Annotated in this window: 25 protein-coding genes and 4 pseudogenes; 14 read left to right on the top strand and 15 right to left on the bottom strand. The window is 69.0% G+C overall.

Annotated features, from left to right (window positions below):
- Positions 1-353: 353 nt before the first annotated feature.
- Positions 354-962 (bottom strand): hypothetical protein, encoded by a 609-nt coding sequence (locus tag ACIQ6Y_RS33290; protein ID WP_404044742.1) that lies wholly within the window; start codon positions 960-962, stop codon positions 354-356.
- A 32-nt stretch (positions 963-994) separates the two neighbouring features.
- Here ACIQ6Y_RS33290 and ACIQ6Y_RS33285 point away from each other — a divergent pair, with 32 nt between their 5' ends.
- From ACIQ6Y_RS33285 to ACIQ6Y_RS33265, 5 genes and pseudogenes are all read left to right on the top strand, one after another.
- Positions 995-1807: a hypothetical protein gene (locus ACIQ6Y_RS33285; RefSeq protein ID WP_404044739.1), complete on the top strand. Its 813-nt coding sequence runs from the start codon at positions 995-997 to the stop codon at positions 1805-1807.
- 250 nt (positions 1808-2057) lie between these two features.
- Positions 2058-3611, top strand: a complete 1554-nt coding sequence (locus ACIQ6Y_RS33280; RefSeq protein ID WP_404044736.1) for a M28 family metallopeptidase — start codon at positions 2058-2060, stop codon at positions 3609-3611.
- Between the two features lie 251 nt (positions 3612-3862).
- Positions 3863-4786, top strand: a complete 924-nt coding sequence (locus tag ACIQ6Y_RS33275; RefSeq protein ID WP_404044733.1) for an SGNH/GDSL hydrolase family protein — start codon at positions 3863-3865, stop codon at positions 4784-4786.
- Positions 4787-4860: 74 nt separating this feature from the next.
- Positions 4861-5019 (top strand): annotated as a pseudogene (locus ACIQ6Y_RS33270) (pirin family protein); the annotation flags it as partial.
- A gap of 549 nt (positions 5020-5568) precedes the next feature.
- Positions 5569-5931 (top strand): helicase associated domain-containing protein, encoded by a 363-nt coding sequence (locus ACIQ6Y_RS33265; RefSeq protein WP_404044731.1) that lies wholly within the window; start codon positions 5569-5571, stop codon positions 5929-5931.
- A gap of 205 nt (positions 5932-6136) precedes the next feature.
- Here the strand turns inward: ACIQ6Y_RS33265 and ACIQ6Y_RS33260 are convergent, their stop codons facing one another.
- The gene (locus tag ACIQ6Y_RS33260) at positions 6137-6394 is read right to left on the bottom strand and encodes an EF-hand domain-containing protein (RefSeq protein ID WP_404044728.1); all 258 of its coding nucleotides are present in this window, start codon (positions 6392-6394) and stop codon (positions 6137-6139) included.
- Between the two features lie 11 nt (positions 6395-6405).
- Between ACIQ6Y_RS33260 and ACIQ6Y_RS33255 the strand changes: the two are divergent.
- A pseudogene (locus ACIQ6Y_RS33255) lies at positions 6406-6546 on the top strand (DUF1905 domain-containing protein); the annotation flags it as partial.
- A 141-nt stretch (positions 6547-6687) separates the two neighbouring features.
- Here ACIQ6Y_RS33255 and ACIQ6Y_RS33250 read toward each other — a convergent pair.
- Positions 6688-7236, bottom strand: coding sequence for a CGNR zinc finger domain-containing protein (locus tag ACIQ6Y_RS33250; RefSeq protein ID WP_404044726.1), 549 nt, complete (start codon positions 7234-7236; stop codon positions 6688-6690).
- 125 nt (positions 7237-7361) lie between these two features.
- Between ACIQ6Y_RS33250 and ACIQ6Y_RS33245 the strand changes: the two genes are divergently transcribed.
- The 3 genes and pseudogenes from ACIQ6Y_RS33245 (at position 7362) to ACIQ6Y_RS33235 (ending at position 8976) form a co-directional block, all read left to right on the top strand.
- Positions 7362-8225, top strand: coding sequence for an NAD(P)-dependent oxidoreductase (locus ACIQ6Y_RS33245; protein WP_404044724.1), 864 nt, complete (start codon positions 7362-7364; stop codon positions 8223-8225).
- A 68-nt stretch (positions 8226-8293) separates the two neighbouring features.
- Positions 8294-8732: pseudogene (locus tag ACIQ6Y_RS33240) on the top strand (IS481 family transposase); the annotation flags it as partial.
- 91 nt (positions 8733-8823) lie between these two features.
- Positions 8824-8976, top strand: a complete 153-nt coding sequence (locus ACIQ6Y_RS33235; protein WP_404045151.1) for a hypothetical protein — start codon at positions 8824-8826, stop codon at positions 8974-8976.
- 144 nt (positions 8977-9120) lie between these two features.
- Here the strand turns inward: ACIQ6Y_RS33235 and ACIQ6Y_RS33230 are convergent, their stop codons facing one another.
- Positions 9121-10437, bottom strand: a complete 1317-nt coding sequence (locus tag ACIQ6Y_RS33230) for a hypothetical protein (RefSeq protein WP_404044722.1) — start codon at positions 10435-10437, stop codon at positions 9121-9123.
- 197 nt (positions 10438-10634) lie between these two features.
- Between ACIQ6Y_RS33230 and ACIQ6Y_RS33225 the strand changes: the two are divergent.
- A pseudogene (locus ACIQ6Y_RS33225) lies at positions 10635-10897 on the top strand (carbonic anhydrase); the annotation flags it as partial.
- A 19-nt stretch (positions 10898-10916) separates the two neighbouring features.
- Here ACIQ6Y_RS33225 and ACIQ6Y_RS33220 read toward each other — a convergent pair.
- On the bottom strand, positions 10917-11894 hold the full coding sequence (locus ACIQ6Y_RS33220) for an L-threonylcarbamoyladenylate synthase (RefSeq protein WP_404044720.1): 978 nt from the start codon (positions 11892-11894) through the stop codon (positions 10917-10919).
- 282 nt (positions 11895-12176) lie between these two features.
- Between ACIQ6Y_RS33220 and ACIQ6Y_RS33215 the strand changes: the two genes are divergently transcribed.
- Positions 12177-13931, top strand: coding sequence for a serine/threonine-protein kinase (locus ACIQ6Y_RS33215; protein WP_404044718.1), 1755 nt, complete (start codon positions 12177-12179; stop codon positions 13929-13931).
- Positions 13932-13977: 46 nt separating this feature from the next.
- On the opposite strand, the gene ACIQ6Y_RS33210 is transcribed toward ACIQ6Y_RS33215, so the two are convergent.
- The 3 genes from ACIQ6Y_RS33210 to ACIQ6Y_RS33200 all read right to left on the bottom strand — a co-directional run bounded on the left by ACIQ6Y_RS33210 (position 13978) and on the right by ACIQ6Y_RS33200 (position 16674).
- Complete coding sequence (locus ACIQ6Y_RS33210; protein ID WP_404044716.1) at positions 13978-14727, bottom strand: S8 family serine peptidase; 750 nt, start codon at positions 14725-14727, stop codon at positions 13978-13980.
- Positions 14728-14863: 136 nt separating this feature from the next.
- Positions 14864-15868: an NADP-dependent oxidoreductase gene (locus ACIQ6Y_RS33205; RefSeq protein ID WP_404044714.1), complete on the bottom strand. Its 1005-nt coding sequence runs from the start codon at positions 15866-15868 to the stop codon at positions 14864-14866.
- 119 nt (positions 15869-15987) lie between these two features.
- Positions 15988-16674, bottom strand: a complete 687-nt coding sequence (locus ACIQ6Y_RS33200; protein ID WP_404044712.1) for an SDR family oxidoreductase — start codon at positions 16672-16674, stop codon at positions 15988-15990.
- A 113-nt stretch (positions 16675-16787) separates the two neighbouring features.
- Between ACIQ6Y_RS33200 and ACIQ6Y_RS33195 the strand changes: the two genes are divergently transcribed.
- Positions 16788-17348 carry a TetR/AcrR family transcriptional regulator gene (locus tag ACIQ6Y_RS33195; protein ID WP_404044709.1) on the top strand — a complete coding sequence of 187 codons (561 nt, stop codon included), beginning with the start codon at positions 16788-16790 and terminating at the stop codon, positions 17346-17348.
- 219 nt (positions 17349-17567) lie between these two features.
- Here the strand turns inward: ACIQ6Y_RS33195 and ACIQ6Y_RS33190 are convergent, their stop codons facing one another.
- The 4 genes from ACIQ6Y_RS33190 to ACIQ6Y_RS33175 form a co-directional block, all read right to left on the bottom strand.
- Complete coding sequence (locus ACIQ6Y_RS33190; protein WP_404044706.1) at positions 17568-17978, bottom strand: hypothetical protein; 411 nt, start codon at positions 17976-17978, stop codon at positions 17568-17570.
- Positions 17979-18432: 454 nt separating this feature from the next.
- The gene (locus ACIQ6Y_RS33185; protein WP_404044704.1) at positions 18433-18609 is read right to left on the bottom strand and encodes a hypothetical protein; all 177 of its coding nucleotides are present in this window, start codon (positions 18607-18609) and stop codon (positions 18433-18435) included.
- Between the two features lie 759 nt (positions 18610-19368).
- Entirely contained in the window at positions 19369-19500 is a 132-nt protein-coding gene (locus tag ACIQ6Y_RS33180) for a hypothetical protein (protein ID WP_404044702.1), read from the bottom strand.
- A gap of 2 nt (positions 19501-19502) precedes the next feature.
- A complete protein-coding gene (locus ACIQ6Y_RS33175; RefSeq protein WP_404044700.1) occupies positions 19503-19856 on the bottom strand; it encodes a hypothetical protein in 354 nt (117 codons plus the stop codon).
- 778 nt (positions 19857-20634) lie between these two features.
- Here ACIQ6Y_RS33175 and ACIQ6Y_RS33170 point away from each other — a divergent pair.
- Positions 20635-21009 (top strand): SH3 domain-containing protein, encoded by a 375-nt coding sequence (locus ACIQ6Y_RS33170; RefSeq protein WP_404044698.1) that lies wholly within the window; start codon positions 20635-20637, stop codon positions 21007-21009.
- 82 nt (positions 21010-21091) lie between these two features.
- On the opposite strand, the gene ACIQ6Y_RS33165 is transcribed toward ACIQ6Y_RS33170, so the two are convergent.
- The 3 genes from ACIQ6Y_RS33165 to ACIQ6Y_RS33155 form a co-directional block, all read right to left on the bottom strand.
- Positions 21092-22096: an ArsR/SmtB family transcription factor gene (locus ACIQ6Y_RS33165; protein ID WP_404044696.1), complete on the bottom strand. Its 1005-nt coding sequence runs from the start codon at positions 22094-22096 to the stop codon at positions 21092-21094.
- Between the two features lie 276 nt (positions 22097-22372).
- Positions 22373-23011: a methyltransferase domain-containing protein gene (locus ACIQ6Y_RS33160; RefSeq protein ID WP_404044694.1), complete on the bottom strand. Its 639-nt coding sequence runs from the start codon at positions 23009-23011 to the stop codon at positions 22373-22375.
- A 353-nt stretch (positions 23012-23364) separates the two neighbouring features.
- Complete coding sequence (locus ACIQ6Y_RS33155; protein ID WP_404044692.1) at positions 23365-23763, bottom strand: squamosa promoter-binding protein 15; 399 nt, start codon at positions 23761-23763, stop codon at positions 23365-23367.
- 77 nt (positions 23764-23840) lie between these two features.
- Between ACIQ6Y_RS33155 and ACIQ6Y_RS33150 the strand changes: the two genes are divergently transcribed.
- Complete coding sequence (locus ACIQ6Y_RS33150; RefSeq protein WP_404044691.1) at positions 23841-25919, top strand: SpoIIE family protein phosphatase; 2079 nt, start codon at positions 23841-23843, stop codon at positions 25917-25919.
- Positions 25920-26326 lie beyond the last annotated feature (407 nt).

Raw genomic sequence — 26326 nt, 5'->3', positions numbered from 1 at the left:
TCGCTGCCACTGCTTCCGCGTCAACGACGGAACACGGCGTTCCTGCTCGGGTGAGCACGACGTGCTCGACCCTGGCAGCCGTGAACGGGCAAGAACCGACGGCACGTCACTGACCCGGAAGTCACCCCGATCCAGCTCGGCGGGTGCATCCGGCTCCCGGCGCTCCACTTCCGGCCCAGGACCGAAACCCTCCGGCTCACTGCCGCGGGCTGAGGATCCGCCTGACGCCACGATGCGGCAATCCCGTGCCGTCAAGGCGCGCGTGTACCGTCACTCGCGCGGCTGACAGTGGGGGAGTGGGCGGCATCAGTTCGGGCACACGGGCGGACATGGCCGGAATCCACGCACGCCCCTCAGGCGCTTTCCTCCGCACCGAACCCCACACCGACATTGGTGCTTCCCGCAGCACCCTCACCGATATCGCGCCCGACACTGGAACCGCCCCTCGCCGGTCCCGGCGCCGCCGACTCCACAAATTCGGCAGCCGGCTGCGGCGAAGGATCCTGGCGTACCGAGACATCGAGTTCCTCTCCACTCACCTCCCCGGCGATGAAGGGCTTGAAGAGAACTGCCTGCTCCTCGTCCACGTACGCAAGGTCGTCGGCCAGGTGCACTACCGGATCTGTGCGGTCTGCGGTGAAGGAGTGATCACAGGCGTCGACATCGACGCACACCTCCACGCCACCGGAATCGGCACCCGAGCCGTGTCCCATCTCCGTTCCCGTCACCCCGGCATCACCTGGCGCAGCACCCTGACGATGCGCACCACCCGCGACCTGATGCGCCGCATGCGCATCCCCCACGCGCCCCACGGCCTCCTCTGTGCCCACATGCACGGGAGCAACGCGGTGAAGCTTCGCTGAGGTGTTGTGGCCCCGCACCGGTTCGCGTGGCGCTTCGAAGCGCCGGACGGCGGCCATCAGAATTCCCGGGTGCACCGGCGTCACCTCCCCGAAGCGCACGTATGACGCCCCAACTGGTCCAGGGTCGGCTCGTGTCACATGACGACGACCAGGACGGGATACCGGGGTTCATCTACCGATGGGACCGCGACCAGGCCCTCACCCAGGACCGCTGTTTCCTGTGCGGGGCAGACCTTGCCGACGGCCGGACCGACGAGCATGTCTTCCCACAGTGGCTGCTGCGGCGATGTGACCTGTGGAACGAGAAGATCACGCTGCTCAACGGCACTCTGATGCCGTACAAGCAGATGAGGATTCCCTGCTGCAGCACCTGCAACAACGAGCATCTGTCACGCATTGAACAAGCGGTGGGCGATGCCTTCGCCGAGGGCCCCGAAGCGGTCGCGGCCCTGGACACCACCACCCTGTTCCTGTGGATGGGCAAGGTCTACTACGGCCTCATGTTCCGGGAACTGTCGCTTCTTGCCGACCGGCGCGACCCACAGGGCGGCTCCATTGTCTCGCCAAAGTTCCTGGCGACCTTCCGGATGCACCACCTGCTGATGCAGGCTGCCCGCGGCGCCGTCCGGTGGCACAACGATCAGCACCCGGCTTCCGTGTTCGTCTTCGAGGCACAGCAGCCCACGGACCCGCGCGACCGCTTCGACTACGTGGACGTCAGCTGCCCCTTCAGGGCATGTCCACCAAGTTCGTCTTCGACCCCTTCGACATGGGCCGCTACGCACAGGTCCTGTCCCACGTCACGGGTCAGCCGCTCGAGGAGCTCTACGACGGCCACAACGTGGTCACACTCCTGCGAGACAGGGAAGGCCGGCCATGGGCCGTTCCGTGGCCCGCCGATGAACGCCAGTATCCCGATATCCGGCTCATGCAGCGCTGACTGATCCCATCACCAGGCGACGGGCGGCACGAGCCAAGCGGCGACACCACCTGTACGGCCCAGTGGGCCTGGACAGAACAGGGCACTGAACTGGCACCTGACGACTCCTCAGCCCCGTGCTCAAGCCCTCGAAACAGTTCGGGCGGCCTCCTTGGCAGTGGGCCGTCATGGGGTTAACGTGCCTCAATCCCATCCTGCTGAGCGCGTTCTTCCGACTGTCGATCGATCCATCGACCTGCAGTGAGAGGACCCACATGCCCGCACGTCGTAGCGCGGCGGCGACCGCCACCCTGGCCGCCGCCGCGCTCGTTTCCCCCCTGCTCCTCGCCGGGCCCGCCACCGCGGAAGCCCACCGCACGAGCTGGGCCGACCGAGGCGACGCACTGGCCGGAAAGCTCGTCAAGGAGGCCACGGCCAAGGACGCCTTCCGCCACCTCAGGGTCTTCCAGGCCATGGCCGACCGCAACGGCGGCACCAGAGCGGCCGGTTCGAAGGGCCACCAGCAGTCGGCCGCCTACATCGAGGCGGTGCTCACGGCAGCCGGCTACAAACTCTCCCGCCACGAGTTCGACTTCGTCTACACAGACGAGATCGCGGAGACCCTCGCTGTCGTCTCGCCCCAGCCGCGCGACATCCCCATCCAGCTGATGACGTACACCGCCAGCGGACCCGAGGGCGGGGTGACCGCGGACGTGGCAGTCGCTCCTGTGGACGCCGACGGCACCCATGGCTGCGAGGCCGCCGACTTCGCCGGCAACACCTTCACGGGCCGGATCGCCCTGATCAAGCGTGGTGGCTGCACCTTCGCCGTCAAGCAGGCCAACGCCCATACCGCGGGCGCGGTCGGCGCCATCGTCTACAACAACACCGAAGGCGCGCTCAACGGCACGATAGGAGATGTCACCGCCGGCAAGATCCCCACCGGCGGCATCACTCAGGCGGACGGTGAGACCCTGGCCGCACAGGCCGCCCAGGGCCCGGTGAAGGTCACCCTCGACATCCGTGAACTGCACGAGAACCGCAAGACCTTCAACGTCGTGGCGGAGACCCGCGGCGGCAACGCGGCCGACACCGTCTTCCTCGGCGCGCACCTGGACTCCGTGTCCGAGGGCCCGGGCATCAACGACAACGGCTCCGGCTCGGCCGGCATCCTCCAGGTCGCTCTGGAGCTGGCCAAGTCGCAGTACAAGGTCAAGAACAAGGTGAAGTTCGCCTGGTGGTCGGCGGAGGAATTCGGACTGCTGGGCTCAGAGGCGTACGTCGCGTCGCTGACGGACGAGCAGCGCAAGCAGATCAAGCTCTATCTGAACTTCGACATGATCGCCTCTCCGAACGCCGCCTACTTCGTCTTCGACGGCGACGACTCGGACGCGACCGGCGCCGGCCCGGGCCCCGAGGGTTCGGCCCAGCTGGAGAAGGGCATCACAGACTTCCTCGACTCCAAGAGGATCCCGCACGAGGGCACCGACTTCACCGGCCGTTCCGACTACGGTCCGTTCATCGAGGTCGGCATCCCCGCCGGTGGCACCTTCACCGGCGCGGAGGGCGTCAAGACCGAAGCTCAGGCCGCGAAGTACGGCGGCCAGGCCGGTGTGGCGTACGACGTGAACTACCACGCCCCCGGTGACGACATCCACAACATCAACATGCGGGCGCTCGACGTCAACGTGGATGTCATCGCCGACGCGGTCGGCCACTACGCATACGACCTCGCCCCGCTCACCCGGCCGGTGGACTCCGCCCCCACGGGGGGTGACTCCGGCAGCGGCGGCGGCCTGCACGAAGGCCACGAGCAGATGACGCAGTAACGGCCCGGTCCGCGCGGTGCGACCCCTGTCCGGGGGCCGCACCGCGCGGCGTCGCCACGAGCGTTACCGGCGAAAGTCGAACGAGCCGGCGGCGACCCGACTCTGGTCCGCGGGCCCTACTCGCCGGTATACAGGCGGTGTTGGGCCTGTGGGACAGGAGTGTGTCCGGTTGCCGCGGTGTCGCGATGCTTCGTGCGCCGTACCGACCCGTCCCGTGCCGCGGGCTGTCCGGGCTTCAGGGGAGGAGCTTCATGAACCATCACACGCGTCCTGGCGGCGACAGCCCGCGACGTCGCCGCACCGCGATGCTGGGCGTCGCACTGAGCAGTTGCGCTCTCGTCGCCGGTGTCGGCGCCCCGGCTCCCGCCCTGGCCGGGGAGGGACACTCCCACCGCCCCGTCGACTATGTGGCACTCGGCGACTCGTACACGTCAGGGCCGCTGATTCCGCGCCAGGTCGACCCCAACTGTGCCCGCTCGGACCACAATTACCCCTCGCTGGTGGCAGCTCGATACGAGGTCGCCTCGTTCACGGACGTCAGCTGCGGCGGGGCCAAGACCGACGAGATGTGGAAAGCGCAAGGGACCAACGGGCCCCAGCTGGACGCCCTGCAACGTGGCACCGAACTGGTGACGCTGCAGATCGGCGGCAACGACATGGGGTTCGGCTCCATCATCGGCACCTGCGCCGCGCTCAGTTCCACGGACCTCGCCGGCGACCCGTGCCGCCGCCACTACACGTCCTCCGGGGTCGACCGGCTCGCGCTGAACATCCTCGAGACGGCGCCGAAGGTCGCCCGTGTGCTGCGTGCGGTGCACGAGCGGTCGCCGCACGCGCGTGTGGTGGTCGTCGGATATCCCGCCCTCCTGCCCGACGACGGCAGCGGCTGCTACCCGTCCGTACCGTTCGCCGCGAAGGACTTCCCCTACCTCCGGGACACGGGCAAGCGCCTGAACCAGATGCTGCGCTTGGTGGCGTGGCTGAACCGGGCCGAGTTCGTCGACACCTACGGCCCGTCCGTCGGGCACGACATGTGCAAGGCGCCCGCCGACCGCTGGGTCGAGCCGCTGCGGCCCGCCGTACCCGCCGCCCCCGCTCACCCCAACGCCAGGGGCATGGAGGCCATGGCGAGCGTGGTCCTGGAACGCCTTGGCGAGAGGGCGGGACACCGCTGACCTGCCGGTTCCCCTCCTGCCAGGACCCTCGCCCGGGCAGCCGGGGAACACAGGTCACGGCCGGTACGTTCTCCTGGAACTGGATCGGACGGTCCCAGGAGGAGATCGAGCAGGCGCGGCGGGACTGGATGGAAGAGAGGCGGTTCGGCGACGTGAAGGGGTACGACGGGGGTCCGCTGCCTGCCCCCGAGCTGCCGGTGACGCCTCTGAAGCCACGCGGCAGAGTGCGCTGACCTGCGAAACTGAGGGTCTCGTCGGTGGCGAGTGATCAGCTTTCCGTCGTGTGTTCTCATCCGCCCTTCCGCCCTTCCGCCATGTGCGTGAGGGTGGATGGTGGACTCTCGGCGCGCTGCGCATTGCTGGGTCATTCCGCGCTGTGTCCAGCTGTGGGTAGCTGTGGCAGGACTCTTGCTAACCCTTTGCTAACGTCGCTGACGCTTCGTCAGGAGGCTTCGGGGCTTTTCTTGCGATGCTTCATGGCATGGAAACTGGACAACGAGCAGTGCGGTGATCCGCTCGCGGTCGTGACAGGAGCATTGCCCATCAGCGCTACTCTCGCCAGAGGCGTCGTCGGCGTGCGGCCTATCTGGGCCTGGTGGTGCTGCGACGGGTCATCTGGAGCGGCCGGTTGTCAGTGCCGGGTGCCAAGCTTGATCCGTGACACGTGTTGTTTACGGGCGGCCGTTGTGCCCGTCTGTGATCGCAAGGGCTAGCGGAGCCAGGCTGGGTGATCCTCCAGCCCACCGGTCCTCCTGGGGCATGGTGCGGACCAAGGGGGCTTGATGGGTGCGAATCCATACTCCACCGGCGGCGGGAGAGTGTGGCCGGCGCACCGGCAGCGGCACTACGCCGCGCTGCGCGAGCTGGTGGCCGACGAAGAGAGCCAGGCCGACGTCCTTTCCGGGTTCACGGTCCACGGCATGGACATCGGAAGTGGCTGGGCTGCCCGGCAGCGCCAGCCCGAGGTCTGGCAGGCCCTTCACGACGGGCAGCGCGAGCGCCTGGAGCAGCTCGGCATCCCGCCGCTCGGCCCCGCCCCGGAGCCGACCACGGCGTCTATGAGCGCCTTCGAGAGGGGCGTGGCGGCCCTGGGCGGCGTACAAGGCCCGCGAGGGCTCTGTGAAGGTCCGCCAGGGCCCACGTAGAGCAGCTTCCGGACGGGTCGGAGGTCAAGCTCGGGGTGTTCCTGAGAAACAGCAAGAGCAGGCGCGCGAAGCTCACCGAGGACAAGCTCCAGGCGCTGGCCGACCTCGGGCTGAATTGGGCAGCGGCGTAGGCCGCGCGAGGGGTCGTGCCGGAGTCGGCGTGGCCCCTCGCGCTGCGTCAGACGCCGGTCTTCCCGGCGGGTGGTCAGACGTGTCCGAAGAAAATGCTGCCCGGTGCGTCCGGGTCGTTGGAGAGGAAATGCTCACGCACCGCGCGGATGAATTCGTAGCGGCTGATCAAACTGTCTCCGTCGGTGTCCACCTGGGTGAACAGCTTCATCGCCCGGGGGGAGTCGTCCTTCCACACGTCGCGCAGGAAGCGGGCGATCTCCTCGGTCGAGATCTGGTTGTCGCCGTCGGCGTCGATGACGTCGAAGATCGCATGACCGCCGCCCTCGGTCACATTGAGGCGGCGGCACCCGCGGGCTCGTGAAAATCCGAGGGACGACCGACGGTCATCCGTTGCGGAGCTCCTTCATTGCGCTGGGCGACGGCACGCAGAAGCTGCCCGTCAAGGCCGACGTGCGCGAGCTGCTCGGACAGGGCCCCGGTGACAAAAGGTCAGCATCCACCTCGAGTGGTGCGGGTCGTGACTGTTGTTGTCAGGGTGCTGGCAGTGTCCGCAGTTGGCGACCCGCCTGTTACATGAGTGCGAGACGGTGGCGGACGGCTTTGGGGGCGGTCTCCTGTAGTCGGTTACTTGTTGGCAAGCCGGGCCTTTTTGACCCTGTTGCCGCAGGTGTTCATTGAGCACCAGCGGCGGTTTGCGCCGCGACTGGTGTCGAGGAAGAGGCCGGCGCAGCCGGGGCCTTCGCATGCTTTGATCCGGCCGCGGTCGGGGCCTCCGAGTACGTGGATGGCGTTGGCTGCAAGCACTCCGAGCGCGTCCGGTAGCGGTGCTTCCTTGCTGAGGTGCCAGACTGCGAGCCCGTTCTCGAGACTGGGCCTTGGCTGTCCAGCGCCCGCGGCCCCGTTCAGGATTGCCGCGTCAGCCGGATCGGGGCGCTGGGTGGCGGCGACGGCCAGCCCTGCACGGTAGATCGCTTCTCTCAGTGTCAGCGCATCCTGGAGCTCGGCGGGCGAGACGTCAGGCACGCTGAGCCCTGAGGCATGCAACCAGAGTTCTAGCCGGCCGGGGTCGGAGAGCCGCTCCTGGGGTTCCGCGCCGGCCCGGTCGCTCATCGTGGCGGTGAAGCGGAACGCCAGTACCTCGTTGTCCAGCCGGAACAGTCGACGGGCCTCCATGGGCACCCCTTTTCCGTACGTACCGCCATGGACCTGCCTGAACCATCTTAGCCAGTTCGACACAGGCGCCGACTCGCGACATAGTGTGAACCGTCTAAGAGGGTTCACGCTGTGGAGGTTGCGCGATGGGTGAGGTTGCAGTCATCGGCCTGGGCGGGATGGGGCGGGCGATCGCGCGCAATCTGGTGCGGGCAGGCCATGAGACTGTGGTGTGGAACCGTTCGGCGGGGCCTGCGGAAGAGCTCGCGGAGGCCGGCGCCCTCCGCGTCGCATCCGTCACGGAGGCCCTCCAGTGCCCCGTGGTCTTCTCGGTCCTGTCCGACGACACGGCCTTCGCGGAGGCGTTCCTCGACTCCGGGGTCCTCGGACAGGCCCGGCCTGGGGCGGTCCACGTCAACGTGGCCACGGTGAGCGTCGGGCTGGCCCGCCGGGCCCAAGAGGCGCACGCTGCGCACGGGATCGGCTATGTCGCCGCCCCGGTGTTCGGCCGGGTCGGCGTTGCGGAGGCCGGCGCGCTGAACATCCTCGCCGCAGGAGAGCCCGAACTCATCGACCGGGTCCAGCCGTTCTTCGACGTGATCGGATCGCGCACCTGGCGCCTGGGCGAGCTGCCTGAGCAGGCCAACACCGCCAAGGTCCTGGGCAACTACCTGATCGCCTGCGCGATCCAGTCGCTCGGCGAGGCGGTCAGCGTCGCCGACGCGGCCGGCGCCGACCCGGGTCAGTTCGTCGAACTGCTGACCTCGACGCTCTTTCCCGGACCCGTCTACTCCGGATATGGGTCGATGATCGCGCAGCGGAGATACCAGCCCGCCGGGTTCACCACGGCACTCGGACGCAAGGACCTCCACCTCGCCCTCGATGCAGCAGCCGGCCAAGCGGTCTCCCTTCCGTTCGGCGAACTGCTCACAGGCGTGTTCGACCAGGCGATCGCCGACGGCCGCGCCGCGGACGACTGGGCTGTGATTGCCGAACAGCAGCCGCGATGAACACCCCTGCTCGTACGGTTGATGGCGCGCGGTGCTCAGCGCCGGGCAGGGCAGTCCGCATGCTGCCCGTGCCGCACCGCAACGCCCCGCTGACCGCCGAAGGACGCCACCGCCTCATCGAACGCTGCAAGACCCGCCCTCAACGGGCACCGGCGGCACGGGGAACTGGGCCTGCTCGACCGCTCCACCGCACCGCACCGCCAACCCACAGCGCCCCCTTGCAGGGTCGTGGCGAGGATCGGGACGCTGCGGCGGGAGCACAAGTGGTCCGCGGCCCGGATCGCGTTCGAACTCGCCGCTGACGGCGTGCCAAGCTCCCGCCGGACGGTCACCCGCCACCTCGCCGCCCTGGGGCTGAGCCGGCGGAAGTTCATCGACCCCATCGGCGAGACGAACCGCGAACGGCGGAAGATCCACGCCAGCAGGCCCGGGCACGTGGTCTACCTAGACGTGAAGAAGGTCGGCCGCATCCCCGACGGCGGCGGCTGGCGCGCCCACGGTCGCGGCAGCAATCAGACGAAGGCCGCGGACCGGGCCAAGGCCAGGGGCGCCAAAGGCCAGGGGCGCCAAAGCCGGGTACGTGTAACTGCACTCGGCCGTGGACGGGCACACCCGCCTCGCCTACACCGAGGCCCTCCCCGACGAGAAGGCCAAGAGAGCCTCGGTGCTGCTGGTACCTGAGCTGGCGGGGGCGTTCCGGAATGATGTGCGGGATTCCAAGTCGTCGCAGGTAGTAACGGTCCTCGCGTGACGTGTAGGCCTTGTCCGCCAGGACACGGTCGGGCCGGGCTCGAGCCGTCCCCGGTGCGCGGGACTCCCTCTCCCGGGAACGGCCCGACACTGTGGGGCATGTGCCGCAAGCCTCAGGCCCGCGCCGGACGCGGCGCCGCGCGTCCTACGCGAGCGCGCCGAGCATCCGCAGCGCGGACAGCGAGCGGGCCCGCACCGCTGCCCGAGGGTGACGAGTCAGGGGCCGCAGCAGGGCGGCGTCCTCGGGGCACCGCTGCTCGGCCAGTCCGACGAGTGCCGCCGGCTCGACGGTCGCCGGGTCGGTGCACATTGCCCGGTAGTGGGCGTGGGGATCGTTGCCCGCCGCGCGGAGTTCCCGGCATGCCAGCGCGCGGACGGCGGGAGAGCGGTCCGAGAGGTGCCGTACCAGCTCGTCGGCGCGGCCGGCGCCCCTCAGCCGCGCGACGGCGTCATGGCGTACGGCCGTGTCCCGCGCGCAGAGCAGGAGGTCGAGGACGCCGTCCCCGTCCGGACCGGCGAGGGCGAGTGCGCAGCTGCGCCGCCGGATGGGCCGGTCCCGGTGGCCGAGGGCGAGATTGGCCAGGTCCCGCGCACGGAAGAAGTCGGCCTCGACAGCGGCGGCGAACGTGTCGCGGCGCACGTCGTACGAGGGCTCGGCATCCAGGCGCGCGAGGATCCGGGCCCGCGCGTCGTCGAGGACGTCCTGCCGTCCGGACGCGAGCGCCAGCCGCATCACCGTGCGCAGCGCACGCCCGCGCACACCGTCGTCGGCGTCCCCCTCGGCGATCGCCCAGGCCTGCTCCCTGTCCAGCCGCCCATACGCGGCCCCGGCGAGCAGGGCCGCGATCCGGGCCTCCCGGTCACCGCCGGACATCAGTTGTTCCAGCGCCTCGTCGGGCAGCCCGCCGAGCCGCCCGAGCACTGCCTGACACACCCAGGTGCCGTGCCGCCGCCGGGTGCCCACCAGCGCTGCGAGCGGCGCCAGTTGCCGCAGTGCGGCCTCGTCCGCGTCGGCGAGCGTGCGGTCGAAGGTCGCGCGGGCGAGCTCCCGTACCCGCTCGTCGGTGTCCGCACACCGGATGAGCACGAGCGGCAGCACCGACGCGGGCAGCGCCCCGGACTCCGCGAGGCCGAGTGCCACTGCACGGACCCGGGCGTCTCTGTGGCATAGGAACAGGGCGATCTCGGACTCGGTGCCCGGCGGACGTCCCAAGGGGCAGCCATCTAGGCCTGACTCCTGCTGATACGGCGCCCAGTCCGCGATCGCCCGCTGGTCGTACCAGCGGAAACCGATCCGGGTCCGGACACGTCCCCGCCACCCTGTGCCCAGCTCGGTGCTGCGGTCGAGCGCAACCCAGTCCTCGGCCCGCCCGGCGCCGACCGCCGACGCCACACCCTTGCCGCGCAGAAGCCTCTCCCCCCGCGTATAGAACTGGGCGGGACCAAGCTGGTATGTCGTCACGGAGCGGACTCTAACCTCGGTCTCTACCCTTCCCACCAGTCATTTCCCCGGGAGGTGGAGTGGACCGTACGGCGTCCAGCAACAAGCCCGCCCCCCGGGACGGTCCCGCGGCGGACACACCACGACATCCACCTCGCCGACGGGGTTCGTGCCGCGAGCGGGACGGACGGCGCACCCACCGCGGCCTGGGAGACGCGGGCGGCTTCGTCCGTGACGTGGTCGAACAGGTGACCCGAGCGTGCCGGCAGCGCGCGCCGCCGGACGCGAGACGGCCGAGGAGATCCTGGCCGGGCACATCGAACACACCGTGGACCTGCTGCTCGAACGCTCCCGCATCCTGGCCGAGTGGGTCGCCGCCGACCGCCTCGCTGTGGTGGGGCTGTCCTACCGACTGGCCGACGGCAGCGCGCAGGCCGTCGCCACCCGCGGCCTGGACGCGGCGGTTTCCGCCCAGTCCTGACCGCTCCGGCCGTGGACGCTCACGCAGAGGACCGGGGCCCCGCAGCCCGACGAAGACGGTTGCCGATGGCGAGCCCCAGCCCCTCCTCCACCGGCAAGGACGCGACGATGAGGTCGCACCCCCGCTCGTCGAGCTCACGCAGAAGCCCGTACAACGCGTGCGCGTAGGCAGCCATCGAACCTGGGAGGGCCACGACGGCGTGGGCCTTCACCGCGGCGCCGGCGAAGGAGGGCGGAAGTAGAACGCCCACCTGATGCCCCAGCTCCTGCGCGCGCTCGGCTTCGGCGACGACCTTCTCCGGCTCGGCGAGCACGACCCGCGCCCGTGGCGCGTAGTGCGACGGATGCTGACCCGGCACCCGGACACCGCTCGTCGACGGGACCGTGACCGGGCGCCCCAGCACCCCTTCCACGTCCTCGCGGGTCACCCCGCCCGGCCGCAGGATGGTCGGCATCTCGCCCGTGACGTCGACGATGGTCGACTCGACGCCGACCTCGCACGGGCCGCCGTCCAGGACGAAGTCGACGGCGTCACCAAGCTCCGCACGGACGTGGTCTGCGGTGGTGGGGCTGACCGAGCCGAAGCGGTTGGCGGACGGTGCCGTGACACCGCCGCCGAAAGCCGACAGCAGCGCGAGGGCGACGGGGTGGCCTGGCACGCGGACGGCCACCGTCTCCAGCCCGCCGGTCGCTTCGAGCGGCACCCGCCGGCCGCGCCGCAGGACAAGCGTCAGCGGCCCCGGCCAGAAGCGTTCGGCCAGCAGGCGCGCCGTCGCAGGCACCTCCTCGACCCAGTCATCCAGGTCCTCCGCGCTGCCGATGTGGACGATCAGCGGATGGGAGGGCGGGCGCCCCTTGACCTGGAAGATCCGCGCAACTGCGGCAGGGTCTTCGGCGTTGGCGCCCAGACCGTAGACGGTCTCGGTCGGGAGGGCCACCAGGCCCCCGGCGCGCAGCACACCGGCCGCCTTCTCGATGTCAGTGGCTGTTGCCGTCACCCTCGTGTTCCTCTCGCTCTTCCGCCCCCACGTCCGTGATCTCGCCGACGCATGACGACGAGACCACGCCCTACGGCCCTCATCATGCCGACCCAGGACAACGCGAACGACGCGAACCTGGCCACTGCGCAACCACTGGAGCGCTGATTCGAACACCAGCGCCGGACAACGTGGAGACGGGAAGCAGGACGAAGAGCAGTGCCAGCACCCGCCCACACCCATGGCCCTCGGGATCGCGCCCCTGGGTTCTGCCGCAGCCGCGGCAGGTTCCTACAACCGCAGGTGGATTTCCGCGGTAAACCTCTGCGGTACCCCGGTTCGCGCGGGGTGGGACATAAGCTCCCGCTCTGGCGCAACCGTCGCGATCCGACGGACCGCAGAGCCGAAATGTGCATGTTCGGCGCTCAGTTGGCCTTTGACGGACGATGCATCATGGCCTCCATGATGAGTGACGGGGGACACCACCAGGAGCAGACCAGTTACCGGCTTCCGCCACCGGGGGAGGGGCCGGCGGTGGGGAGCGCGGCAGTGGCGGCAGGGGGAGAGGAACACATCGGGGCCGGAGATGACCGGATGGGTGCGGGGCGCCTGGTCGGGTCACGGTACAGGCTGCTGGAGCGGCTCGGCGCCGGCGGTATGGGGACGGTGTGGCGGGCCCGGGACGAGGTCGTCGACCGGGATGTCGCGATCAAGGAGCCCCGGGTCCCGGAGCACTTCACGCCGGCGGAGCAGCGAACCGCCTACGCCAGGATGCAGCGTGAGGCGCGTGCCGCGGCCCGGATCGACCACCCGTCGGTGGTGGCCATCTTCGACGTGGTCACCGAGGGCGAGCGGCCCTGGATCGTGATGGAGCTGCTGCACGGTCGCTCGCTCGCCGAGGTGCTGGACGAAGGCACGCTCGCGCCGCCCGAAGCCGCCCGCATCGCTCTCGCCGTGCTCGGCGCACTGACCGCCGCACACGAGGCCGGCGTCCTGCATCGCGACGTCAAGCCCGGCAACGTCATGATCGGCCGCCACGAGCGGGTCGTCCTCACCGATTTCGGTATCGCACAGGTGGAGGGAGAGCAGAAACTCACCGAGACCGGCGCTTTCATCGGCTCCCCCGAGTACATCGCCCCCGAACGTGTCCTCGGCCGCCGCCCAGGCCCGGAGTCCGACCTGTGGTCGTTGGGAGTGATGCTGTATCAGGCCCTGGAGGGCGTGTCACCGTTCCGGCGTCAGACCACCCCTTCCACTCTTCAGGCCATCCTCCTGAGCGAGCTTGTCACTCCGCAGCACAGCGGCGGACTGACCTCGGTGATCACCGGTCTGCTGCGCAAGGACCCCGAGGAGCGGCTGACGGCCACAGACGCGAAGCAGTTGCTGTACAACGTCGCCCATCCTCCGGCCTCACCGCCGCCCACCCGTGCAGCCACCGTGCTCGCAGGTGCGCCGACAGCGACGGCCGAGGGCCGCAGACGTCTCTGGCTGGCCGGCGCTGCGGCTGCGGTCGTTCTGGCCGTCGTGATCGCGGTGACGCTCGCTCTCACCGGCGACGACCTTCCTGACGGCTGGAAGCGGTACGAGGAGTACCGCATGCAGCTCACCGTGGCAGCCCCGGCCGACTGGACGATCACCACAGAAGACAACCTGGGGGACTCGACCGGCGCCATCACCGGCACCCGTTACACCTCACTCAAGGGCGACATGTCCCTCCTGGTCAACCGCAAACAGCACGTCACCGAGACGGCACTCGGCATCGGCCAGCGCTGGGAACAGGAGAACGAAGCCGGGACACCCCCCACGGGCGGCTCTCCCGCCGTGGCCTCCGTCACACCCACCACGCACCAAGGCCGGGACGCGGCCCTGTTCACCATGACCTACAGCCAGGCAGGAGAAGGCACGCCCAGGCGCCTGGACAAGACGCTGATCGTCACCACATCCAAGGGTGAACGTGTCACCGTCGCCGTCGATGTGCCGGCGGGCAAGTCAGGTGAAAAGATCGCTGATGACCTGCTGAGCAAGGCACGTTCCGAGCTGAGGATCGACAACTTGTGACAAGCCGGACGGGCGTAGCGCTCGGAAGGGGAGCGGGTGGGTGGCGTCACCGCAGGAGCAGGCGTCGCCGCCGTTGTTCCCGGCCGCCACAGCCCACGTCACACCTGAGCCGATGGAGTTGGCCACGGCGTCGTTGAGGGACTGGTTCTTGTCCCCGCCGATGCTCATGTTGGCGACCGCGGGCTTCACCGCGCTCCGCGTCACCCAGCCGATACCGCTGATCACGGTCGACGATGGGGCGGTTCCGCCGCAGTTCAGGACCCGCACGGCTACGAGCCTGGCCCCCCTTGGCCACACCGTAGGCGCTGCCGACTGTTCCCGTTACGTGCGTGCCGTGTCCGTGGCAGTCAGCGGCGTCGGAGTCGTTGTCGACGAAGTCGTAGCCGCTGGCCGCCCGGCCGCCGAAGTCCTGGTGACTGGTGCGGATCCCGGTGTCGACCACGTACGCGGTGACGTTCGCGGCCGGGCTCGGGTAGGTGTAGTACCTATCCAGCGGCAAGTCCCGCTGGTCGACGCGGTCCAGGCCCCAGGTCGGATTGGGCTGCATGCCGGTGACCTGCGCGATGCCGTCCGTTTCCACCCTCGCCACCGCCGGGTCCGCCGCCAGCTGCCTGGCCTTGGTGTACGTGTGGCCCAGAGGGCCGCTGTGCCGGCCGGCCAGCTCACGAGCGACGCGCGGCACATCGGCGCGTGCCACGGACTTGTTGAGCGTGACGATGTACGACCCTGTGATCGCGTCGGTGCGGTCCGAGCCGACGATCGTTGCCTCAGCAGCCGAAGCGGGAGCCGCGTTCACGGCTGCTCCAGCCCCGACCAGCAGGGCGACGCCGGCGCACCCGGCGGCAAAGCTCCGTAACGCCGCAGCTTGGGACACCATGCAGATTCCTTCGTCGAAGGGTTCCGCCTACCGCCCGCCGCGCGAGCGCCGGCCCTCACGCCATCGCAATGACGACCTTGCCGGCCTTGGCGCGGCCCTTCTCGGCATACTCCATGGCTTCGCGGGTCTGCTCGAAGGGGAAGACACGGTCGACGACGGGGCGGACCTCTCCGGCGTCGACGAGCCGGGTGAGTTCACGCAGCTGGTCGCCGTCGGCCTTCATGAACAGGAAGGAGTAGGTCACGCCCCGGCGCTTGGCGTGGCGTCGGGTCCTGAAGCTCAGCGCCTTCATCGCCTGCCGCAGGACCGGGTTCGCGCCGAGCTCGCGGGCGAAGTCCGCGTCGGGCGGCCCGGCGATGCTGATGACCTTCCCGCCTGGCTTGAGTACCCGCAGCGACTTCTCCAGGGTCTTGCCGCCGAGGGTGTCCAGGACGACGTCGTAGCCGTCCAGGAGCTCCTCGAAGTCCTGGGCGCGGTAGTCGATGACGACGTCTGCGCCGAGTTCCTTGACCAGAGCGGCGTTGGCCGCGCTCGCGGTGGTAGTCACGTGTGCGCCCAAGTGCCTGGCCAGTTGGAGGGCGATGGTGCCCACTCCGCCGGAGCCCGAGTGGATGAGGACCTTCTGGCCCGGCTGGACCTGGGCCCTCTCGACCAGCGCCTGCCATGAGGTGAGGGCCACCAAGGGAAGGGAGGCGGCCTCCGCCATGGTGAGGGTGGCCGGCTTGTGGGCCAGGTCGTTCTGGTGGACGGCGATGAGTTCGGCGAAGGAACCGATGCGGTCCTTGTCGGGCCGGGCATAGACCTCGTCACCCACCGCGAACCGAGTGACGGCCGAGCCGACCCCGACGACCACTCCGGCGAGGTCGTTGCCCAGCACGAGAGGCAGGCGGTACGGCAGGATCAGCTTGAAGTCGCCGTCGCGGATCTTGAAGTCCAGCGGGTTGACGCTCGCGGCATGGACCTTGACCAGCACGTCGTCGGCGCCCGGCTCCGGATCGGGCATCTCGGCGGCACGCACCGCGGACTGGTCACCGTATTTCTCGATCAAGAAGGTCTTCATCGCCGTCTCTCTCGTCCGCACAGGGACGGGATCTCGCTCGCTTCGGGCTGCCCCGGTACGAGATACTTTCTGGTAATCACTGCTGGTCATGACGCCCACGCCGATGCGGCGGGCGCGCCTCACGCTGCGTCCGGCGATGCGGCCAGGCTCCGCTTCACGTGCCGGGTGGTCTCGTCGGCGAGGATCTCGGGCAGTCCCCGCTCGATGCCGGACAGGGCCTGGGCAGCGACCTCGGCGGGGTCGGTCTTCTGGTCGGCGGGAACGCCGACGGCCATGTCGGTGTCCATGTATCCGACGTGCAGTGCCGTGACGGTGATGCCGCGGGGCGCCAGTTCCTCTCGGCTCGCGCCGGTCAGTGCCCATGCCGCGGCTTTCGCCGCGGCGTAGGCGCCGAGGCCGGCCGGGTGCAGCCAGGACAGGACCGACAGCACATTGAGCACAGCGCCGCCGCCGTTGGACTCGATGACGGGGGCGAAAGCCCGCGTCACGGCGAGCGGGCCGAAGAAGTTCACCTCCATCTCCAAGCGCACCTCGTCCGGGCTGCCCGTCATCAGGGGCGTTCCGGTGGAGATGCCCGCGTTGTTGACCAGCAGCGTCGCTTCGGAGGCGGTGCGAGCCGCCGCCCGGATCGACTCCGCGTCCGTCACGTCGAGCCGCAGCGGGATGGCACCCGGCAGGTCTACCTCTTCCGGGCGACGGGCCGCCGCGTACACCTTGGCCCCGCGTTCCACGAGCTGGGCCGCCAGATGCCGCCCGAGCCCCCGGTTGGCGCCGGTGACCACTGCCACCGCGTCCTTCAGTTCCATGCCCACTCCCAGCGCCACGGCCGCGGTCAAGCGACCCGACAATTAGATTACGACTACAATCTAAGCACTGGCCTAAGATAGATGCCAGTCGACATCCAATCGGGAGGTGGCCGATGGGCCGCGTATCGCAGGCGCAGGCGGAGGAGAACCGCCGACGGGTCGTTGAAACCGCGTCCCGCCTGCTCCGGGAACAGGGGACCCACGTCAGCGTCGCCGACATCATGAAGGCGGCAGGTATGACCCACGGCGGCTTCTACAAGCAGTTCGCCTCCAAGGAGGCACTCATCGACGAAGCCACCGCCCGCGCGTTCGGCGAACTCGCCCAGCACCACAAGGACGGGCTCGATCAGTACGCCGGGCAGCGCGACGCCGCCCAGCGGGCGCTGATCGACACCTACCTCTCCGCCGAGCACCGCGACAGCGCGGCAGAGGGGTGCCCCGTTGCCGCACTCGCCACCGACATGGCCCGCGACGGCGGAGAAAGCGAGGCCCGCCGCGTCTACACCCAGGGAGTGGGCGACTTCGCCGACTGGCTCGACACCAAGGACCAGGACGGCCTCACCCGGCTGTGCACCATGCTCGGCGCACTCGTCCTGTCCCGGGCCACCAAAGGCTCGCCGCTCTCCGAGGAGATCCTCACCACCGCACGCGAGGCACTGACGGCCACCGACTGACTGGAACCACAGTGCAGGGCGGCACGCCGCAGGAGGGTGCGCCTCTTCGCACCCTGTCGGCAGGCGGCGGTACTTGTCGAAGTCGTAGCCCCGGTCGGCGTGTGCTTGGAGTCGGGACGGTCCCGGTCGACGGGCGAGGGGCCGACATGACGAAGGGGCTGTGCCCCCTTGGTGGGTGGGCGCAGCCCCTTCAGGGGTGCGGCTGTGCCGTGTCTGCGGTCACTGCTTGCGCATGTCGAAGCGGGCGTTCAGGTCGAGGAAGTCCATCTCGGTATTCGTGTACGAGGTGAGGTAGAGGCGGAAGTCGCCCTTCGGGATTTCCCTGGGCAGTTTGAAGATCCAGCTCTGCTTCCACTCACCCGCCGGCGGCTTGGGGTCCCCTGACAGCTCCGCACCCCAGGCGGCCAGCAGGTCGGGAAGGGTGTACGTCGCCCGGAGCGGCGTGATCAGGCCCAGCTTGACCTGGAAGTGGCATTCGACCTGGGTGAGGTCGACCTGTTCCGCCAGCTCGGCGGTCAGGTCCAGGCGCAGCTCCTTGCCCGGCTCCGGGAAGGCGGGCGTGAGGGTGATGTCCTTGATGCGGCAGACGTAGGAGTCGTCGCCAGTGTCTGTGATCCACTCAGTAGTCATGGACGCACTGTATCCCCGCTGTCACTGAGCGTACTCAACCCGAGTGCTCGATTGTTGACCGGTGCACCGTCACGGGGCAGTCTCTGCCCACGCCGGTCCGTGCCTCCAGTGGCCGCCCCGGCCCAAGCCTTCAGTCCGGTGCACGAGACGGTTTCGGCTTCGAGTGGAGTCACTCGAACGAATGGCGTTTTTAACCAACGTGTCCTGTCGTGGTGCATCGGGCGGTGGTTTGCTGACCTGCTTCGGTGCCATGTCGATTGAGAACGCCGGCCGTGGGTGTTCTCAATCGACATGGCTTGCACGGAATCGTGCTGAAGGGCAGGGCCGCTGGCTCAGCCGTCTTACTCCTCAGCGAAGCTGCCCATGGTCTCCGCAGACGGTGACCTTGCTGAGTCCGGACGCTTCGCGTAGTCGGTGCCGAAGATCCCGGGGCGGCGAGCAAGGAAAGGGGGCTTTAGGAGACGTACCCGCAGTTGAAGTTGCCGCGTGCTGACGTGTAGTCGCAGACGGCGAAGCGGACGTCCTTGACCGAGAACATCTCGTCGTAGTCGTAGCCGCCTCCGGCGCTCGATGCGATGGTCTTCCAGCCTGAGTCGTACCAGGACCAACCGTCCCACTCGCTGTATCGCACGCGGAGATGGGCGGTGACGGAGCTTCCGCACGACTGTCGCCAAACCGACAGGCTGTATTCGGCGTTGTACTGGGTGGGGTTGGTGCCCGGTACGACGCTGTAGGTGTACTCACCGTCTGAGGCGGAGCATCCGGAGTCACTCACTCCAGACACGTACCAATCGGCTGCCGCAGATTCTCCGGCGCTCGCCGGCACCTGCGAGATGCCGCATGCGAGGGCGCCTGCGGCTAACGCGACGGCTATACGGCTTCCTGATCGTCTTGACATGCAGTCTCCTGAGTCGATGAAACATGCGTATGGCTTTCGGCAAAGCGGTTGCCGCGGCGTCACCTCGGCCCCGGCTTCGCGCCGTCATGCTGTCCAGCGAGAACGTAGCGCTGAGCCTCTGACGTACCAGGGCGCTTTAATTTCCGCGGCCGCTGCAGCGCGACGCTTTGCTCCTTGCGGGCGGCTTGGCGTTTTTTAGGAATGAGGGTTTCGTGCCCACTTGGGTCGCTGACGCTGCAGCGTCTCACCGGACCAATCAGGAGGTTCGACTGGCCGGACACCGAAGAAGATGTCAGCCGTCGCCGGCTTCTTTCAAGGTCACAGCGGTCCCGGACAACCCAGGGACTGTCCGGACTGGTCACGGCCGTGTCCGGACAGAATCCCGGACGCGACAACGCCGTACGAAGGGCGCAGCAGGCGGCGGGCAAGCGCAAGTTGATGGTCTTAACAAGCTCTAACAGAATGACCGGCGGTATGGTGCAGAGCGCCCGGTCAACGAATGGGGCCTAGGACAACTGTGTAGTTCTCTCCGCCATAGAGGGACTCGTAGCGGATCATGAGCGTGAGCCGCCGGTTGACCAGGTCCTCGATTTCAGCGTGGTTCTGCGGGTCGTAGCTGGCCACGCTCAACATGTACTGCTCGTAATCGGTGGCGATGACCTCTCCTTGGTTGAGGTCACAGCGGATGGGCGTACCGACAGGCGGTCTCGGACGCGGTCGACACTGCGTGCGTTCCAGCCGCCGAGCACTTCGTCATCGACGGTGAGCGTGCTGTCGACGATGACCGCCGGCCCGAGTCCGGAATTGATGAGCCGGATCCCCGCCGTGCCTCCCGGCGGCCAACCGCGGTGCAGTTGGAGTATCGGGCGCACCGAGTGGCGGTTGTGTTGCCGCATGGCGTGCGTCTGGTAGACCGAAACGACCAGCGACGCGACGGCGATCACGACCGCGCATACCGCGGTGACGGTTTCTGCGTTCATCCCATCCCCCTGGTGAGTCTGATCGCTCGGACGGTATCGCGACCGATCATCGTGTCCCAGCCCGACCTTGATCGGTTGGTCAGGTCACGAGGGTGTCTCCGTGGGTCGTGAACTGTGGGAGCGGATCGAACCGCTGCTACCGAGGATGGAGCCCAGTCCCGGGAAGGCATCGATGGCCACGGCGCCCTTGGCCTTGTGGCCGTCCTGCTGGTTGGAAGAGGTACGCGGTGCGCCCCGCTCTTGCGCAATGCCACGGTCCTGGCGCGCGCCGCGCGACTGAACCGAACCACCAGCCCCACGAACCGGTCCCCCGCGACCGGCGGGCAGGTGCCGGCCCCGCCCGGCCGAGCAGCGCGGGCGACTTCTCTTCAGTCCCCGGCGAAGGCGCTCCGGCCCCCCTACGACGCTCGCGCCGCACCCCGCAGCGCCCCGCCGCCGACGTCCGGGCAAGGACGCTGACCGTGCAGGAGGCGGGCTCCGAAAAACCAGATGCCGCCCCGCCCGAACTATGCCGACAGGTCCCTGCTGCTGGCCCTCAGCGCCGTCCGTGGCGGTGGCCCGGCCTCTCTCCCGCTCGGCCCGATGCCCGGGGAGAGGAGCACCCCCATCCTGGCAGCCCTCACGGCGGGTAGAGCCCACTTTCGGCGGGAGCCGAATGTCATGGACCGGTCCCCGGGCCGGCCCGGAGTCTGGCTCGCGGACACCGCTGCGGCCCGCTCACGGCCCGAGGAATCGGCGGCTGTCGTTCACCGGAGTTCCTGGATGAAGGAGTATGGACATGATCAGACGCGCAGCCCTGGCCACGGGTGCCGTCACCGCACTGGTCGGCGGCCTTCTCGCCGCAGCGCCCGCAGCGCAGGCGGAGGGCGCGGCGGACAGCAGGGCGGCCGCCGTGGACTGCAGCTGGTCTTGGTCCGACAAGGACAAGACCGGCGAGGGCCGGGTGACCGGCACCTATCCGCTCAACAAGGGGCCCTACGGCGCCTGCGACACCGTCGACACGCTGTACTCGGGGACGTACCTCTACTACCACTGCTACGTAGTCAACGAGTACGGCAACACCTGGACCCACGTGAGGGTGGCCGGCACCTCGGTGAGCGGCTGGGTGTGGGACGACGGCCTCGACGACGGTGGAAGCCTGGAGCCCTGCTGACCTGGTGACAGGCGGTTGAAATCAGGCTGAGGCCGGACGTCCTTCCCGGTCCTCATGGCGGGAGCGCAGGAGAGCGACGGTCCTACGCCAAGTGTGCCTGGACCAGAGCGGCGCCCGCCGGGGCCAGACTGTGGCGCACCGTGTTGCGGTGACGGTGCGCCACGGTCAGACCGGCGTCCCGCAGCACACCCGCATGCTCGCTCGCGCTGGACGGCGCGATGTTCACCTGCCGGGCGATCTCGCCGGTGGTGGACCCCGGCTCATGGGCGATGACCCACAGCACGGCGGCGCGGGTGGCCCCCAGCAGAAGGGCGAGGGCCCTGGGGGTGCGGGGAGCGGTCGGTTCTGCGGCCGGCCGGAGCGCTGGGCCGGGTCCTGCCACCGGGACGGTGAGCCACAGCCGTTCGTCCGTGGGGGAGAGGGCGGGCCGGGTGCCGCCGAGCACCCGCGGGACGATGGTCAGCCCCCGCCCGTCGAGATGGACGTCCTCTGCGTGGCCGGAGCCCACCCTGACCTCCAGCACGGGCGGACGCCAGCATATGAGCCCCGGATTCAGCCGCGGCAACACCGCTTCCAGACCCTCCTCCGCGAGCCGGCGCGTGTGGGTGGCCTGCGCCGTCCGGGTGAGCGTCTCCAGTCCATGCCAGCGGGGAGCGAGAAACGCCTCGAAGGTGTGCCGCACGAGCGCGGACAGCTCCTCGGCCAGACCGGGGTCGTCGCCCAGCCGCCGGATCCAACCGGGCAGCGGCCGGGGACGGCGGCGCTCCATGAGCTCTGTCTCCCGCAGCAGCCGGTCTCCGGTCACGGCTCGCAGTTCCCATACGGCGCCGTGGGCGGGTGAGCGCCGCACGGGCAGGGCCTCGATCAGCTCGGGTGTCCACCCTCGCTGCGGAATCAGGTCGAAGAGCATCTGCATCCGGCGAGCTGATCGGGGGCCCTCCTGTTCCGCCGGTCCGTCGGCACGACCGGCCGCCGCCCGCCTGTGCAACTCCCTTACGACACTGTTGAGTTCGAGTACGGGACTGAGCTCCTGCCGGATGCGGGTGCGGGCGAAGTCCTCGCCGGAGAAGTGCACGCGTATGGCCATGCCAAGATCCTGCGGGAGCCGTACGCCACCCGGTGAGCCCCTTTTGCGTCGCTCACCGGCGTACGGTGCCCTGAGGGCCATCCCGCAGGTGCGGGGAGCACGCACACAACGACCGGAGTTCCCCTGCGGACGCGGGGAGCACTGCCGCCGGACGACTCGCCAGCACCAGGGCGGCCCAAGGGCAGGATGTCACCGCGAGCTGGTCACTTCTGGCGCACCGCCGTGACCGGCCCCTTCTCGCAGGTCTGAGTGTGCAGTCAGACGGCTCGCCTGCTTCTACAGGTCGGCCACGAGAAGCCGGTAGCCGGCGTCGAGGGCTTCGAGGCCGAGCAGGTCGGCATGGCGTTCGTGCCACCGGCCGGAGGACAGGTCGTCCTCCAGCCGGGCCAGGCCCGGCTGGAGGACTTCGTCGCCGGTCTGGGCGAACAGCGAGATACCGGCCCGCACTTCGGGGTTGAGGTATGCCTCGGGGCGGCGCCAGAAGGCGGCGAGGAATCCGTCGGTGCAGTCGTGCGGGATGGGGACGGTTTCGATGCGGGCGCCTCCCAGCAGCCTGGCCAAGCGGTCGACCGCGACGGCTCGTGTGCTGTCGAACGCGGCTGCTTCGGGCAGGTACTCCTCCAGAAGCCAGAACCTGTGGTTGATGTCGGGGTCGAAGGTGAGGACGATGATCCGCTGCCGGGCGATGCGCAGGAGTTCGCCGATGCCGGCTTCCAGGTCGCTCCAGTGGTGCACGGTCAGGAGGGCCATCGCCGCATCGGCCGAGTCGTCGGCGAGAGGGATCGACTCCGCGGATGCTTCCAGGGCCGGTGCGGATCCGGCTGGGCGCTGGGCGATCATCACTGAGCTGGGTTCAACAGCCAGCACCGTGTGTGACGGTTCGTAGGAGCCGGTGCCGGCTCCTACATTGATCACACTGGTGGCACCATCGAGGGCTCGATGGATCCTGGCGGCGATTCGGGGGTCCGGTCGCCGGGTGTCAGCGTAGGTCGCACCGATGCTGTCGTAAGTCGCCACACCGCACAGTATGCGCTTCCCGCTGACACCGGGAAGAGCTCGCAGTGTTGTCAGTTCTCATCGGCATTTTCGAGCTGTCTGGTCGCCAACTGCTACCCGAAACCGTCGACAAACGTTGCCCGCTTCCAGGTTCTGGCTCAACTTCCGTGACGTGGCCACTCTCTGTTGCAGGTTCCGCATCTCGCTGTCGAAATCCGCGTTGCCGTGTCGACTGGATGCTGGATCTGATGTGACCTGGCAGGTCAGGAACGTCACCCGTTCGGCCAGACCCCTTCTTCTCGACCTTCGGGCGCGATCTGCCGCAGCTTCGCGCCGTGGAACGTCCAGACACGGAAGTAGACCTGCTCCTGGTCCATCACGAACAGCTGGACGAACTCGGGGTGCGTCCAGACGATGCGCTCGACATGCGCCACGAAGCCGGCCAGGTCGGCGTGGTTGAGCGCTCCGGCATAGACGTCGCATTCCGGGTACTTGCCGCCACCCCAACGCGTGTCACTGCCGGTGATCTCGTTGAGCGAGCCGACCCAGCCGACAGCGCCGGGACCGAAGCCTCGCCGCAGGGCAGACGTCTGCAACCACTGGCTCAGTTCTTCGGCAGCCGGTCGATCATCCGGCCCGACGGAGATCATGACGTTGGCGACGTGACTCATGCCAGGATTCAACACAACATCGCACGGTCCGTCGCCCTGACGGTTCCCTCATCGAGACGGTCCTGCGCGTTTTCCCGGTGCAGCAGGACGAGGGAAGGCCCGCCTGGGTCGTGATGGCGGTGGCCGGCGACCGCTATCGGCAGTGGATGACCGACCAGTCGATGCTGGCCGGGCTCTTCACACAGGCTCCCGTGGGTCTGAGCGTCTACGGCCCTGACACCCGCCTCGTATGGGCCAACGATCTCGTGCGAGACAGCATGGGCTGGCACGACGGTGAATGGCTGGGACAGCCCGACAGCTCGCTCTACCCGCACGGCACCATCCTCTCCCCTCCGGGCTTTCATGACATGCAGGAGGTGCTGGAGCGGGTTTTGCACACCGGCGAAGCTGTACTCGACGTCCATTGGCGCGGGCCCACTCCCGCCACCTCCGAGCACCACCAGGTGTACTCGTGCTCGTACTTCCGTCTGCAGGACGACACGGGCCGCCCCCTGGGCGTCTGTGAGGCGGCCATCGATGTCACCGACCGCTACGAAGCGCAGACTCGCCTGGCCCTCCTCGGACGGGCCAGCGGGATCGGCACCACGCTCGACGTCAGGCGAACGGCGGGCGAACTCGCGGGGCTCGTGGTTCCGGAGTTCGCCGACTCCGTACGGATCGAGGTCGCCGAGTCGGTCCTGGCCGGAGAAGAGGCCTCGCCGCCGGCTTCCGCCGCATCGGCGCGGCTGCGACTCGTGGCGGAGCGCACCGCGAGTGACCCGTCCGTCGTGCCGGGCGACCAGCTGCTGGGTGTCATCGGCGGTCGGCCGATGACCGCGGACCAACGCCTGCTGTCGCTGCCGCTGCTCCGCGGCGGCACGACGCTCGGTACGGTCACCCTCGTGCGGCAGTCGCCGCGGATGCCCTTCACCGAGGAGGACCGCGCCCTCGCGGAGGAACTGGCGTCGCGCACAGCGGTATGCGTGGACAACGCCCGCCGCTACGTCCGTGAGCACACCGCGGCGCTGAAACTGCAGCGCGACCTCCTCCCGCGAGCGCTCCCGCAACCGAGCGGAATCGAGCTCGCGCACCGCTATGTCCCCGCCACGGGCCCTCTCGGAGCAGGGGGCGACTGGTACGACGTGATTCCGCTGTCGGGCGCCCGCGTCGGGCTCGTGGTCGGCGACGTGGTGGGACACGGAGTGGACGCCGCGGCCACCATGGGACGGTTGCGCACGAGCGTGCGGGCACTGGCCGCCCTGGACCTGCCGCCGGACGAACTCCTGACCCGGCTCGACGACTTGGTGGCCCAGGCGCGGATCGGAACGCACCCCATGCCCGGTGACGAGGCGACGGACAGGGCGCTGGGGACGACGTGTCTGTACGCCGTGTACGACCCCACCTCCTGTACGTGCGTCATGGCCAGTGCGGGGCACCTGCCGCCGGTCGCCGTCGGCGGTGGGGCAGAGCTCCGGGCGGCTGAAGTGCTCGATCTGCCGACAGGCCTTCCGTTGGGCATCGGTGGGCTGCCGTACGAGAGCGTGGAGTTCGAATTCGCCGAGGACACTGTGCTCGCCCTGTTCACCGACGGAATCGTCAAGGCACGCAGCCGGGACGTCGACGAGGGGCTGGCGGCCCTGTGCCGTGCATTGGACGCCTCGGCCGGGTTGCTGCAGAAAGCGTGCGACGAGGTCGTCTCTCTGCGTACCCAGGAATCGACCGACGACGACGCCGCACTCCTGTTGGTGCGCCTCCACGCCTTCCCCGAGGAAAGCATGGCGCTCTGGCATGTCGCCTCCGACCCGGCCGAGGTGGCCGGATGCCGTGCACTCGTACGAGGCAAGCTGGAGGAGTGGGGGCTGGACGACGCGGCGTTCGTCACGGAACTGGCCATGAGCGAGCTCGTCACCAACGCGATCCGATACGGCCGCCCCCCGGTCTCCCTGCGCCTGCTGCGTGCCGTCGACCGGACGCTGATCTGCGAGGTGTCGGACGCAGGCCACACCTCTCCGCATCTGCGCCGAGCCGGCAGCGAGGACGAAGGAGGACGGGGGCTTTTCCTCGTGGCCCAGTTGACCAGCATGTGGGGCACGCGCTACACCCCCCAGGGCAAGACGATCTGGGCCGAGATCGGGGTGGGGCAGGAAGTGCCACTGACGCTCTTCGAGGAGCTGTGAGCGCGTCACGCTGGTGTACCTCGTCGCCGTGACTCCTCCGCCAGGCGAGCGTGTGCGTGCGGGACTCGTCGAGTCCGAGCACAGCGCAGATGTAATTGCGCGGCTGACAGAGAGCCGATCGCTGGCCGTTACCGACATGGGCAGCTATCGGGCCGCCGTCGGACTCCATGGCCGTTCGGGCAAGAGGTTGCCGGAGCGGTCGCGAAAGCAGGTGCCGGCACGGCTCGAAGTCGTCGCGGACGGGGAGAGATGACGCACCCAGACGACGTCCGCGAAGGTGCAATCCGCTTCGGATCGGACAGTGGCTTGGTCGATCGGGGCTTTGGGCGAGCGGCTCCCGGGAGCGCTGCAGGAACGCCTCCCCGTGCAGCCGGCCTGGTGCACGAAGGCACTCCCCGGTGCGACAT

Origin of the sequence: Streptomyces sp. NPDC096205, assembly GCF_044763135.1 — a bacterium.
GTDB lineage: Bacteria > Actinomycetota > Actinomycetes > Streptomycetales > Streptomycetaceae > Streptomyces.
This window is presented reverse-complemented; position numbering and strand designations above follow the sequence as displayed.